Genomic DNA, 12,827 nt, shown 5'->3' on the forward strand with positions numbered 1-12,827 from the left:
GATAGAACATCCATGTTCGAACGGAGAATGCCGCTGTCCTGGTGACTTCTTCTCATCCGGCTTCAAATGGCGATTGACAGCTTCAACCAGACTCATTATGCTAGGGGCGTAATCGCTGTCATGGTTCATATGAAGATCCGGGCGGATGGTTGAATGAATAGGGGTGTTGGGGGAAATGAGAAAGTCATTGCATTTTAAGTCGAATGGCACATTTAAGATCGTACAGTTTACCGATACGGAGTTTTGTGAACCGGATGAGGAAGAATTGCAGATGAAGGCCATGATGAAGAGAATACTGGAGAAGGAACAGCCGGATTTGGTGATTTATACCGGTGATGTCATTGCAAGCAATAAAAGTCCGAATCCCATTCAAGCTTTTAAAGATGCGGTATCGGTCCCCGAAGAAATGCACATTCCATGGGCCGCCGTATTCGGCAATCATGATTCCGAAGCTGCTGAAATGACACGTGAGCAGCTGCACTATCTCCAGCTATCACATCGGTATTGTTATGCACAGCCCGATCCGCCGAATGTCCATGGGGTAGGCAATTATGTGCTTGAAATTTTGGATAGGCTTCACCAGCCAGCTGCCGCCTTGTTTTTTCTGGATTCGGGGAGCTACTCACCGCTTGAGCATATGCGGGTTGGACTCTATGACTGGATACGCCGAAGTCAGATCGCATGGTATACGGAAGCGTCTCATCGTCTGACCGCTCGAAACGGAGGTGAGCCCCTCCCTTCACTCGGCTTCTTTCATATTCCTCTGCCGGAATACAATGACATCTGGGAATTCTCGGTCTGTTACGGACAGAAGTTAGACGCCTATTGCTGCGCACCGCTCATCAATACCGGATTTTTTGCAGCCATGCTGGAAATGGGCGATATCATGGGAACTTTTGTTGGCCATGACCATGGGAACGATTTCTGGGGGACGCTGCATGGAATCCGTCTTTGTTATGGTCGTACGTCCCGCAATGCTTATCTGGATCGACCTTTTCAACCTGGAGCAAGGGTGATCCAATTAACGGAAGGCCAGCGGAGCTTTGAAACATGGCTTCATCTAGAAGATGGAACCATCGTTCATGATCAGCCTGCGCATTTACCCGAAGGGCGCGCTCTTAAGATCGAATCGACTTAGACTGAATTGTCTGTATCTATTTAGATCGCACTAAAAGGCGGTTAAAGTTTTGGATACAAAAAAAAGGGGATGCCCCAAAAGGTCCATGGACCTGGGGCGCCCCCTGTCTGTCGTATGATACTGCGTGTAGTGAATAAGAAGTTACGTGTCCTTCATTGGTACATGTTACCCTCAATCATCGTCCACTGCACTTGATACCTTTCATCCATCAGAACGAGATCCGCATCGTAACCGACCTCGATTTTTCCTTTGCTATATAAACCTAGAATATGGGCAGGCGTTGTTGAAGCCATGCGCACGGCATTCTCCATCGAAATGCCGTTGGCTTCGGTCAGACGCAACGCTTCATTCATAGTCACGGTACTCGATGCTAAAGTGCCATCCGCAAGCCTGGCGATCCCCTCGGAAACGGTGACCTGATGACCACCAAACATATAATTTCCATCACCTAATCCCATCGCCTGAAGCGCATCCGTAATAAGCACCATGCCTTCCGGCCCTTTGAGACGATGCATTAATCTGACAATGGCCGGATGAAGATGGACTTGATCGACAATCGCTTGCAGGCTTACATGCGGTTCTTCGAACGCGGCTACAATCAGTCCGGGATCTCGATGGTGAATCGGTCTCATGCCGTTAAAGCAATGGGTTACATGACTCGCTCCGGCTGTAAAAGCCAGCTTTGCTTCCTCGTAAGTGGCATCGGAATGAGCTACGGCGATCACAACGCCCTGCTCTTTCAGGAAGGATATAAGCTCCAAGCCTCCAGGCAATTCCGGGGCGATCGTTACCATTTTAATGAGCGAACCCGCTTCCTGAAAAATCAACTTCATTTCTTCCAGATTCGGGTGGCGAAGATATTTCTCGTTTTGCATTCCTTTACGCTTCGGATTCAAATAAGGGCCTTCCAAATGAATGCCGGCGATCCTTGCCCCTTGTTCTCGTCCGATGACAGCTTTTACGCTGCGGATCATATTCAACAAATCCTCCATCGTTGAACTCACGGAAGTTGCCAGAAACGAGGTGCAGCCGGTTGCCGCACAAGCGCGTGACACTTCTTGAATGCTGTCCTCGGTTCCATCCATCATGTCATAGCCATTGGCCCCATGGATATGAACATCAATCATCCCCGGTATAAGCCACATACCTTTTCCATCAATCCGTTCATCTTCGCCTTCGATGGTTTCAATTTCTTGCGTTGGTTCTATTCTCTTCAACTTTCCGTTCGAAATCCAAACCGTTGCAGAAGGAAGTATTTGATGAGGCAGGTGGACTTTGACATGCTGAATGATTTTGTTGTTCATGATTGCTCAACTCCGTCCTGTGGGTTATGAGTCTGACATTCTATGAGCGTAATATTTTTCTGGTCTAATATTTCTTGTATGTCAACGGGAATCGATTGATCGGTTACAATAATATCCACATGATCAAAGTCCAGCTTGAACCTTGATTTCACCGTGAATTTGGTATGATCCGCAACAAGTATGACCTGATCCGAGCGCCGGGCCATTTCCCTCTTCACCCGGACATCTTCTTCATATGGATAATAGAGTCCGTCTGGCCGGATTGCCGTTGCACCGATGAACGCTTTGTCGGCACGGATTTCACTTATTTTATCGATGACGGAAGGACCGTATAATAATCGATTTTGGGTATGCAGATAACCGCCGAGCACGTAGATGCTCAGATCTTCTCGTTTGGAAAGTATCCCTACATTATCTATGGAGTGCGTAACCGCTGTTATCTGTTTCGCTTGAATATGCTCCGCAACAAATTGTACGGTCGTAGATACGTCCAAAAACACCGTTTCGTGGTCCCGAATCAGTTTAGCGGCATGCTCGCCAATCACGTTCTTGCCCGCGGGCTCATCAACAAGTCGTTCCTGATAAGAAGTCAGTTCCTTTTGCAGATCAGGCCAGGCTACTCCTCCATGTGTTCGAACAACCACTCCTTCTTGAACTAATCTGACAATATCCCTGCGTGCGGTATCCCGCGACACTTGAAAAAACGAGCAGATCTCGCCAACACTCATCGTTTTATGTTGTTTTAAATAATCCAGGATTTTTACGAGTCGTTCCTCTTGGAACACATCTCATCCCTCCCCTGTTTAAGCATTCACATCATATTTATAAGTATATATAAGTAATTAATAACAAACAATAAGTATTTATAAGTTTATTCATGTTATTATAAAAACTAAAAAAACCACGATCATCATGGTTTTTTTAGTAGACATATGTTAGCTCTTCGACATTTCCCGCTCCGGTAATCGTGATGTAAGTCACTACTCATAGCTTGGATGAAGATAGACTCCTTCTTGCCTGAAGCAGCCCCCTTACCGTCGATGCATAGAACCCGTTAATAAGTAAATGACTGCTGGATTGTACCAATCCGTGCACTTAAATATTGATTTTCTTGATATCTCATATTTTCGAACGCCTGCACAGCGGCATTGGCTACATCGATGTCTTGTGCGCTAGTTCCTCCGCTTACACCAATGCCGCCGACAACCCTGCCTTCGTGAACGAGCGGAATCCCCCCGCCAAGGATGACGACTCTACCCTGATTCGTTGTATTAATGCCAAATGTTGCTCCGCCCGGAAGCGCAGATTGCGCTAAATTCGCCGTCGGCATTTGCATCGCTACGCTGGTCCACGCTTTGCCAATGGCAATATCGATGCCTGCTATTCTCGCGTTATCCATCCGATGAAAAGCAATGAGGTTCCCCCCTTCATCGACGATCGCTACATCAGAATTAAGACCCATTTGTCGTGCTTGGTGTTCAGCAGTTTCCAATAACTTCTTAGCCGCAGTTAAAGTGAGTTTGTACATGGTAGCTCTCCTTTGCATAGAAGAAATACTACATTATATTGCCATTGCCTATATAGGTGAATTGCCCACTACCAGTACTTCCGGAATGCTTATTAAAGAAATGTCTCGGACACCCATACAAAAAACTTTTCCTTCTCTTCAAATTGCGGATAATGGGCAGATTGATCAAACGCGATAAACTCCTTCTGATCGGCTTCGAGCTTATCGAAAAATTCTTTTGCTGCATGGGAGGACGTCATATAGTCATAATCGCCCATGATAAAGTAGCAGGGTATTTCAAGTTTCGTTACAAGCGTTGGCAGCGGATGTTCTATAACTTCCTGCAACAAAACCTTTTGAGAAAAAGATATTCCGACGTTATATCGAATAACGTCCATTAAGTTATACTCGCTGCTTAATAGCATCCCAAGACTATTGCCGTCGGGACTGTCAATAAGTCTTGAAGCTCCGCCATATTGAATGACATAATTTCGTGGAGTGAACATTTCGCCCTTTTTGATTTTATCGGTTAGTCCTTGCAGATATAAGACGTCTTCCGCGTTGCCAGCCTGTTGAGCTTGGCTGATTAAGTAGGTCAAGCTGTCGATCTCGCTTGTTACGGTATCCCCCATCTGACCAATCCCCACGTAAGCCTCATATTTTTCGGGTGCCTTTTGGGCCGCCTGTGCAGCAATGTACGTGCCATAAGAATGTCCCATGAGGATTACCTTTTCTTTGCCCAGGCGCTCCGAAACATAATCCGTTATAGCCAATAAGTCATTTACCAGCAGTTCCGATGAAAGATCAGCGTAATCCTCAAAAAAATGATAGGATTTTCCGCTTGCCCTTTGGTCATAATGAACAACCGTGAATCGGGCTTCCAACAGGTCCTGATATGTATCGACATATGGTATCTCCGGGGCTCCAGGTCCACCGTGTACAAATAGAATCACAGGATTCTCCTTGTCATTGCCGCGTATCATCATTTCTTGCTTGCTTCCATTGATCTCTACTTGTTCTAATATGCTAATACTATTTTCGCCTTTGATGGACGATGTCCATGTAGGGAAAAATAGGGCTGTTATGAGTAGCGCTATCAGGGTTACTCCGGTAATTTTTAATATTTTTTTCAATTTTCTCATGATCTTAGGACACCTTTCTGCTAAAAGTTTGAAGTAAATGCTGAAGATTCAATGTAGGATGTCATACATCTCATTGTACCTTAGGCTTGTTTACTCCAAATCCTTCCTGAGGCTGAATTGGACCTAGACCCGAGTCGAAGAAATCGGCGACATTAGAACAACGCTAATAACAAAAAAAGCCGCGATGTCCGCGACATATTTGGCACCATGTTGAGTTCCTCCCCATTTGAATGAAGGCTGTGTACTCCTGGTGCAATGGCTATTCGACTAGTGCATAGGCAAATGCTGGTCCCAACCGTTCGATAACTCGATCCAATTGTCCGGTTAAATAAGGCGATACCTCACCCAGCCCGGCTAAAGCTTCTAACAAGGGGAAGGTTTGCCCGCCCCAAGGGCCATGTGGATCATGGACCTGTCTGCCGATCCGCAAGCCATCCGTTTCGATGTAAATCTTCAACCGTTCCACACCTTCCACAAACAGGTCGACCGGCAGCGCTTTGTTTCTGCGCCGGGACCATTCTGCCAAGAAGGACATCCCGCGTAGGATATCATATTCAAAAAAACGCGGAAAGCACGGCTTCAGCCAATCCATATCCAGAACGCCGCCATGCTGTTTCGAACACACTAGACGATGCTCGATCAAATACCGGGCGCCTTCATCTAAGAAAGCGGCTTCCTGTTCGGTGAATTCACGGTCTGTATGCCATAAGATCGCTTCCAGCGGGGGAAGCGTTGAAATGATAGAGCTTTTTTTTGAATGAATGTAAGCTTCCGGCTCGCAGTTCAATCCGCCGTCTGGCAGTTGATGCTTTAAGAGCCATTCACGAATCCAGGGCAGCTCCGTGTCCACATCACAGCCATATGCTTTCAGAATCATATAGAATACGGCAAGTTCACAATGGCAGCAATCCATCTTCAACCGGTCACTATCTTTGGTTGGCTGGTCATCGGCTGTAATGACGAAGGTCCGCCAAACCTTGGTTTCGAGTAGATGTTTAGCCCTGGCGATAACCGATTCCGGGATCAGCTTCACCTCTCCCATTTCGTATAGAGCGGCCATATGCCACCAAGCGCCATCCCATTTATGGCGGCTGTTCTCGCCGTGAGCCGTCTCCCATTGCGAAGTAGATTCAAGGAATTGGATTGATTCTTCAATTGCCAAACGGATTCTCTGATTAGATTCCATTCTACATCTCCTTCTTGGACACTTTCCGGTTCACGCTTCCGTCATTCGGATTTCGATTTCCTTAATCACCCTGGCTGGATTGCCCCCGACGACCACATTATCGGGTATGTCCTTGGTATCGGGGCATCCACTTCCTAATTCAAGTGTCTGTTAGCCCGGCTAATGAACATTGCATTTTCATTTTTAGGATCATGTCGGAAATTTCCCTTTAAGATAGGAGTTCCATAGGTTATTGATAAATTCAATCTGAACGTTGTTCTCCAGCGCCGTGGAAATCAGGCACAAGTCGTCGGATACATAACCCGCCAGTTCAGCATTCCGGGTGATCCTGAACGTTTGCTTGAATGCATATTCCCGAATATCTCGGGTTGTCTGACTTTCAGTGGGACTAAGTTCATGCAATTTCTCGTAACTTGAGTTCCATGCCGAGTCAAATTCATGCGTGTCCCGCGCATCTAATTCGGCATCCCAATCCACTTCGTTATCGCAGACCTTTTCAAAAAAGCTGCCTGCGCTGATCGTCGAAAACATCTTAGCCGCTGTCATCAAGACTTCCCTCCTCCTTATAGGCTATGTGCCGATATACAGCTTCTGGTCTGAGAAAACAGCCGAATACCCTAATCTGTACAGCTCGAAATACGGCGCGAACGGGTCGCCTTTTAGCCCGTAACGGTGCCACTGCAAATAGTAGGAGATCCAGTATTCGCAGGCAATCGAATAATAAGCCTCATCCAGAATCTCTATAGGCTCCTCTTCATTTTTGTGCTCCATAATCACTTCGGTCAGCGCCTCATAGACATCGGGATCATATGAATCACGGACGGTGTCTATTTTCCCTGGAGGAAGAAGCTCGATTTTTTCGATTCCATCCAGGTAGGCGACTGCATCCGCTGCACGTTCCCATTTCGCAAAAGTATCCAGCAGCTGCTTTAACTCCCGAATAAACTGCTCGCCATACCCTCTCAATACATCCTCGGACTCCTCAGCCCCTTTGCCGTTAAAATAGGCCGGCACTGTTCCTCCGGTAAAATCCTCCGGGTCCAGCATCTCGTAAATCCGGGAGATCCGCCGCAAGTAAGCATGTCCATCCTCAAGCGGCTCAAAGGTGGCCTCCACCCCTTTTCCGCTAGGCATATACATTTGAAAATATCCATATAACGCTGCTTCTTCAATCACGGCCTCATCGGAATCTGCTTCTTCATCCATCAGGTTGAGCAGATACCGTGCATACGTCTGCTTATCCATATGTCCCCTTCTCCTTCTCGCCGTTATGCTCGTTATTAAGGTTCTGGTATCGAACGTTCACCGACCGAATGCTCCTCAGCTAAACACGTTACTATATTAACACACAAATCTCCTTTCATTGGCTTCGGTTAACAATGGGCCATCACCTAAGACGGCTGTGTTGATAGGTTCGTCTCTCTCCAAAGGTACGCGCTTGCATCGCAGGAACAAAAAAGTCGCCAGATTGGCGACTTTTTGTCATGAAAATTTCCGTTATGGTTGGCGGAGGTTCAACCTACCGTCATATCCTTGATTCAATCAGGACCATTCACCAATGAAGTCTTGAATGCGCTGCTCCGCTTCCGAACGCTTCTCTTCGGTAATCGTGTCGATTTTAGCTTTATTCAGGTGTTTGAGCGCATCATTCAGGTGTTTCACGGCCTGTTCCTGCTTCCCTTGCTTCTGCTTCAGCTCCGCTTGTTTCAGCGCATTGCCGATCTGCTGGCTCAGGGAATGACTGATAACGCCTTGTTGCTTCCAGGACTGAATATCGTCCATCAGAGACCCAATCGTATCCGATGCTGCAGCATCCGACACTTCAATCTTCATCAATTGCGTATCGTTCGTGTAATAAATATCGCCGTCGTGTCCGAGATTCACATGCTGGGATTCCGCCAGCGTCTGATGCTCCATCGTTTCCGGGTCAACCACGGTGACGTGACCGGCAAGCGTCAGATACATGAGGCAGTCCTCGCTCCAGCGAATGTACACCGGACGCCAGTTGCCGTATTTCTCCACGCCTTCGTAAATCGTTTTGCTTTTTACGATTTCCTGGGTGTCCGGATCTACGGCAAAGAGCGTTCCGTCGTAAGCCGCCCATAGCAGTCCGTCCGGACCGAAGCTGGTTCCGCTAATAATATGCGGCGTAGGAGAAGCACCTTCAATAGAAGGAACCCATTCCTTCTCCACCTTGCCCGTCGCGATATCCCAGACAAACATTTTGGCAGCCGGTTCGGAAGGAGTGATGCCCAGTCCGCCGGCAACGGTGGTTGAGCCATATACCTTGCCGTCTTTTACCGCAATGCCGACAATCGATTGATTGTTGATGACGTTTTTGTATTCGGTATACTGGCTGCCGTTCGCCGGATCATAGATCGTCAGGGAGCCGCCCAGCTTGCCGTAGTCCGGAATGGTGCCGATGAACAGTTTACCTTCCGCTGCTCTCATGATGAACGGACGGTCCTGACCGGTAATTTTGAACAAGCTCTTGCGCTGGGTCGGATTTTCCGCATTGTATTCGAAAATATCAGCACCCGGATATACGCCCATATACATCTTACCGTTCATGGCGACCATGCCCTCCGACTGACCCATCGGGAAGGTTTCGAAGGTTCCGGTGTCGATGGAATACGCGGACCCTGTGCCGCCAGGATAACCGCTGATAAACAGCCGTCCATCCGGACCGGTCTCCATGGTTTGAACAGGAATCGGGTTGCCCTTCACCGGATAAGGTACGGCTTTGACCTGCTTGGTCGTCAGATTCATGTAAGCGACGCTGCCTCCGAATTGAACGGTTGCAAGCGAAACACCCGGAAGATCCGGATCGTTCGGCACCTCCACCCAGGCCGTATTGCGCAGGAACGTTCCGTACACGACGCCGGTGTCAACAGCAGCAAGGGTATTCAAATCCACTTCCATCAGATGGTTATTCTGAACGAAATAGATTTTATTGCTGCCCTCGGGCCCGTAAGAGAGGCGGATGCCTTTATTGTTCAGATGGTAGGTATCGCTCCATTGCTGCAGCTCCAGGTCATAGAACAGAAGCCCGCTGTTGCCTTTGCCGATGCCGGCAACCAAATATTTGCCCGCAACGTCCAGCTGGTTCACCATGCCGATGTCTACCGCTCCGTTATAGGACGGAAGCTGGATGGTTTCCTTCTCACCAGTCGCCACGTTCACTTTTACAATGCTGCCTTCAATCCCGATGCCGACATACAGATATCCGCCATGATATGCCGTGGAACGGCTGTAGCTTTGGCCCGTGCCTACGATGCCGTAGTCCTTCATTTCCCCTGTAGCTGGATCGTAGCGGCCCGCTTTCGCATTCGGGTAAGAACCGAAGTAGACACGGCCCTGTTCATCGTGGGACAGGCCGTAAACAACCTGCTCACCGATGCCGCCCAAATTTTTCAGCTGTTTCGTGACCGGAGAGTAGGCGTACAGCGTGCCGTTGCCTCCGATATACACCGTGCCGTCCGGGGTCGTCAAATGCGTCCACGAGCTTTCGGAACCCGTTAGCGGATGCGTGCTCAGCACCTCTTTGGTTTTCAGATCAATGACATGAAAAATAGCCGGCTTGCCGGACACCGTCGTATAAATAACCTCCCGTCCGTCCTGTATGCCAAAGGCCCCGTCATATATGGCAACGCTTTGCATCGGGGAGCCCAAATCGATAGGGTCGCTGTAGGTTTTGCCGATTTCCGCCGAGGCGCTTGCCGGGAAGAAAACCGCAGTCAGCAATGTGACGCAAATGGTGAGACATAGATGACGGAGTCCCTTCTTCGCTAGAGGTTTGCTGTGGGTAACGTTCATCAATTCATCCTCATTTCTGGTATGGAGTGTACTGCCAAAATCAATCAAATGGACCGACCTATAAGGGCAACTCTGTTGTTCATGCTTCTCTGGTATTTATGTAGTTCGTATGTTTGCAAAGAATTTAGCATACACCTACCTGTCTGTCAACTGGTTCTTATCTGGTTATCCATAGAGAAAACGATAACTCAAAAAAAAGCCGCGACCTCATCGGTCGCAGCTTTCGTAGCCATTTAGGTCCCTGCCGTTTTCCTGCTCAGCACGGATATCAGTTCCCCTTCGTCTACAAGGTAGGAGAAGTATTGCTTCAGCCGTTCCCGGAACAACAGCATCTCGTCCAGGCTAAGTCCTACATCTCTGCAGGTCTTATACAGCGGGGCAATTTCTCGGTGCAGATTGAGGCGGGACGGCCGTCCTTCCATCTCCGGATCTACGTTCTCGGTGATGTAACGGTTCGCCGGAATGCTGAAAGTATGCCTGCGAATGTATTCCTGCACTTCGTCAGAGACTAGGAAATCGGCAAAGCTCTGGGCCAGCTCCCGCTCCTTGGAGCACGCGCTGACCCCGATTCCGGTGCCCAATAGCAGGGTTGTCCCATGATCAAAATGCGGCAGAGGCGCCACGTCATACTCAAAGGTCGCTCCCTTCAGCTGGTTGAGCAGATAATAGGTCGTCAGAATGACAGAGACCTTTTGCTCGCGGAACAGCTTCTCTGCTTCAAAAGCGCCTTGGGCCAAGGCCAGCGGGAACATGCCGTCCTCGTGAATCAGTCCGCGAAGCCAAGACAGCCCCTCGACCGCACGGCCCCACGAAGCATCGATCTCCGCCTTGCCCCTACGCTGCATGAGGAATATCGGCCAGCGGTTCAACGAGTACAGTTGCAGAGCCACGCTGTAGCGCCCGGGGCTCCTCAGCTCACGCAGCATTCGCTGGAGATCGTCCCAGCCCCAACTGCTGTCCGGCTCGAACTGGCGCTTTTCCCGCAGATGCTCTTTATTGTAGGCCAAGAGCACGGGAGAATGAATGAACGGCTGCGCCGCCAGCCGGCCTTCGGCATCCATGAACGGGCCGTGCAAAAAAGTATATGTAGACGCGCGCGGCTCCTGACGGTGAAACAGACCGGTACTGCCGTTCTCCTGAAAATGCATCATATCCTGGATGTTGACGGACAGCACATCCACAATGCCAAGCCTCATCAGATTGGCGATGCTTTCCGGATGTTCGTAGGGAAGGTCCACAATCTCCACGGCTACCTCCGGATGCCGCTCCTGAAATAAGGCGAGCACATATTCCATTTCGGCCTCCGCATATAGGGAAGGATACAAACCGAAACGAATCTTACGGGTTTGCCGGGAAGCTGCAACTACCTGGGTGCCTACACGGGGCACCTTCACGATCAATTCTTCCTGAACCAGCTGATCCAGCGCCTGCCGGACTGAATTTTTGCTCAGTCCATACAGCTCGATCAGGGTCATCTCCGATGGTAGATATTCGCCTTGAGCGTAAGTGCCGCGTTTAATTTGTTGGCGCAGGTCAGTGACCATGTGCTTCATTTTATTTTGATACGTATACCGGTCGGATTTAGCCATATGAGACCACCTTTATTTACCATAACTGGTTTGCTGCATCAATCCATTCTTATAGTATAATCACTCTTCAGCTCGTTTGGCAAAATGAAATCCTGTGAAAGCTGTATCCGGGCAGACAATCGTTGAAATAACAATACTACAAAAAAAAGCCGCCATGATAGGCGACTTTACACTTCAACGTATTTTTCCGATATCGTTTTAAGTAAAAATGGGATACTTCCGGGCATATTGTTTGGACACCCGGTATAATTGCTCGATCTCCAGCCGTTGGGTGGCACTGAACTCCTCATGATTTCTCGAACGGCAGCGATAGTTTGTCAGTATGCCCTCCAGCATGAGGTAATACTTGGCATTCACCGGGTAGAGCTGCTTCTCAAGAAATGACGACACACTGAGAAAATCAGACAGTTCCCCTGCCGCTTCCGGTTGGCTTTCCCAATTCCGGAACAGCCATGCATACAACTCGGGATGGAAGTTGGCCATCACGCCGCTGAAGCCGAAAGCGCCGAGCCGGTAGCTGTCCAGAAGCGTCGCCGTATTGGCGTTGAAGATTTTCAGGCCTCCGCCCTGGACCGCCTCGAGTTTATCCCCGATCAGCTGCAGGTCGCAGCTCACGTCCTTGATAAACCGGAAGCGTCCGGTATAGGAGCATTTCTTCAGCATCTCGGGCGTCAGAAGCCGCCGATACGGGGCTGGACACTCATATAATCCGAGTGGGACGTGTTCTGGTAAACGCCCGAGCAGCTTATCGAGATTCGCCAGCCACACATCATCGGATTCCTCAGCAGCGGCAAGCCTGTTCGTGATTAGGACAACGGCGTCGACGCCGGTTTCAGCCATGGCGTTCAGCTCCGTTACTTGATCCTCAAACGCATCCGATACATGACCCGATGCAATGACCGGTACCCGGCCGGCAGCCTTCGCTTTGACGAAGGCTGCTATCAATACGCGCTCCTCCAGAGTCAATGTATACATTTCGCTGGATTGACATACGGCAAAGAGTCCGTCTGCCCCCCGTTCGATATACCAATCGATAAGGCGCTCCAAGGCCTCGTAATCGACATTGTTCTGCTCCGTAAACGGCGTTAGCATAACCGGCCAGTTGCCGTCGGTGATGATCTGATACATATGCATCCCCTCCTGAA

The 12,827-nt window shown here is 49.1% G+C and carries 11 protein-coding genes and 1 pseudogene; 1 reads left to right on the top strand and 11 read right to left on the bottom strand.

All coding sequences use genetic code 11. The features are described 5' to 3' along the window. Window positions 1–175 precede the first annotated feature (175 nt). Window positions 176–1,138 (top strand): metallophosphoesterase family protein, encoded by a 963-nt coding sequence (locus MHH82_RS18135; RefSeq protein ID WP_340967163.1) that lies wholly within the window; start codon window positions 176–178, stop codon window positions 1,136–1,138. Window positions 1,139–1,290: 152 nt separating this feature from the next. Here the strand turns inward: MHH82_RS18135 and nagA are convergent, their stop codons facing one another. The 11 genes and pseudogenes from nagA to MHH82_RS18185 all read right to left on the bottom strand — a co-directional run bounded on the left by nagA (window position 1,291) and on the right by MHH82_RS18185 (window position 12,810). After that, window positions 1,291–2,442: an N-acetylglucosamine-6-phosphate deacetylase gene (nagA, locus tag MHH82_RS18140; protein WP_340967164.1), complete on the bottom strand. Its 1,152-nt coding sequence runs from the start codon at window positions 2,440–2,442 to the stop codon at window positions 1,291–1,293. After that, a complete protein-coding gene (locus MHH82_RS18145) occupies window positions 2,439–3,227 on the bottom strand; it encodes a DeoR/GlpR family DNA-binding transcription regulator (protein ID WP_340967166.1) in 789 nt (262 codons plus the stop codon). The genes nagA and MHH82_RS18145 overlap by 4 nt, the downstream gene beginning before the upstream one ends. A gap of 269 nt (window positions 3,228–3,496) precedes the next feature. Further along, entirely contained in the window at window positions 3,497–3,970 is a 474-nt protein-coding gene (locus MHH82_RS18150) for a GlcG/HbpS family heme-binding protein (RefSeq protein ID WP_015735786.1), read from the bottom strand. A 92-nt stretch (window positions 3,971–4,062) separates the two neighbouring features. Continuing rightward, complete coding sequence (locus MHH82_RS18155; protein WP_015735787.1) at window positions 4,063–5,091, bottom strand: alpha/beta fold hydrolase; 1,029 nt, start codon at window positions 5,089–5,091, stop codon at window positions 4,063–4,065. A gap of 259 nt (window positions 5,092–5,350) precedes the next feature. Continuing rightward, on the bottom strand, window positions 5,351–6,277 hold the full coding sequence (locus MHH82_RS18160) for a hypothetical protein (RefSeq protein WP_145038161.1): 927 nt from the start codon (window positions 6,275–6,277) through the stop codon (window positions 5,351–5,353). A 30-nt stretch (window positions 6,278–6,307) separates the two neighbouring features. Beyond that, window positions 6,308–6,409, bottom strand: a pseudogene (locus MHH82_RS41675) (acetyltransferase); the annotation flags it as partial. A gap of 57 nt (window positions 6,410–6,466) precedes the next feature. Then, window positions 6,467–6,823, bottom strand: coding sequence for a hypothetical protein (locus MHH82_RS18165; protein ID WP_015735789.1), 357 nt, complete (start codon window positions 6,821–6,823; stop codon window positions 6,467–6,469). A gap of 24 nt (window positions 6,824–6,847) precedes the next feature. Further along, window positions 6,848–7,522, bottom strand: a complete 675-nt coding sequence (locus MHH82_RS18170) for a hypothetical protein (protein ID WP_015735790.1) — start codon at window positions 7,520–7,522, stop codon at window positions 6,848–6,850. Between the two features lie 297 nt (window positions 7,523–7,819). Then, window positions 7,820–10,093 (bottom strand): FIMAH domain-containing protein, encoded by a 2,274-nt coding sequence (locus MHH82_RS18175; RefSeq protein ID WP_041622012.1) that lies wholly within the window; start codon window positions 10,091–10,093, stop codon window positions 7,820–7,822. 233 nt (window positions 10,094–10,326) lie between these two features. Continuing rightward, on the bottom strand, window positions 10,327–11,682 hold the full coding sequence (locus MHH82_RS18180) for an extracellular solute-binding protein (protein ID WP_015735792.1): 1,356 nt from the start codon (window positions 11,680–11,682) through the stop codon (window positions 10,327–10,329). A gap of 198 nt (window positions 11,683–11,880) precedes the next feature. Next, a complete protein-coding gene (locus MHH82_RS18185) occupies window positions 11,881–12,810 on the bottom strand; it encodes a dihydrodipicolinate synthase family protein (protein WP_340967176.1) in 930 nt (309 codons plus the stop codon). Window positions 12,811–12,827 lie beyond the last annotated feature (17 nt).

Source organism: Bacillus sp. FSL K6-6540, assembly GCF_038007545.1.

Excerpts from the sequence above, each read along its gene's own strand:
- MHH82_RS18135 (WP_340967163.1), top strand. The coding sequence starts at position 176 with ATGAGAAAGTCATTGCATTTTAAGTCGAATGGCACATTTAAGATCGTA.
- nagA (WP_340967164.1), bottom strand. The coding sequence starts at position 2,442 with ATGAACAACAAAATCATTCAGCATGTCAAAGTCCACCTGCCTCATCAA.
- MHH82_RS18150 (WP_015735786.1), bottom strand. The coding sequence starts at position 3,970 with ATGTACAAACTCACTTTAACTGCGGCTAAGAAGTTATTGGAAACTGCT.
- MHH82_RS18155 (WP_015735787.1), bottom strand. The coding sequence starts at position 5,091 with ATGAGAAAATTGAAAAAAATATTAAAAATTACCGGAGTAACCCTGATA.
- MHH82_RS18160 (WP_145038161.1), bottom strand. The coding sequence starts at position 6,277 with ATGGAATCTAATCAGAGAATCCGTTTGGCAATTGAAGAATCAATCCAA.
- MHH82_RS18165 (WP_015735789.1), bottom strand. The coding sequence starts at position 6,823 with ATGACAGCGGCTAAGATGTTTTCGACGATCAGCGCAGGCAGCTTTTTT.
- MHH82_RS18170 (WP_015735790.1), bottom strand. The coding sequence starts at position 7,522 with ATGGATAAGCAGACGTATGCACGGTATCTGCTCAACCTGATGGATGAA.
- MHH82_RS18175 (WP_041622012.1), bottom strand. The coding sequence starts at position 10,093 with ATGAACGTTACCCACAGCAAACCTCTAGCGAAGAAGGGACTCCGTCAT.
- MHH82_RS18180 (WP_015735792.1), bottom strand. The coding sequence starts at position 11,682 with ATGGCTAAATCCGACCGGTATACGTATCAAAATAAAATGAAGCACATG.
- MHH82_RS18185 (WP_340967176.1), bottom strand. The coding sequence starts at position 12,810 with ATGTATCAGATCATCACCGACGGCAACTGGCCGGTTATGCTAACGCCG.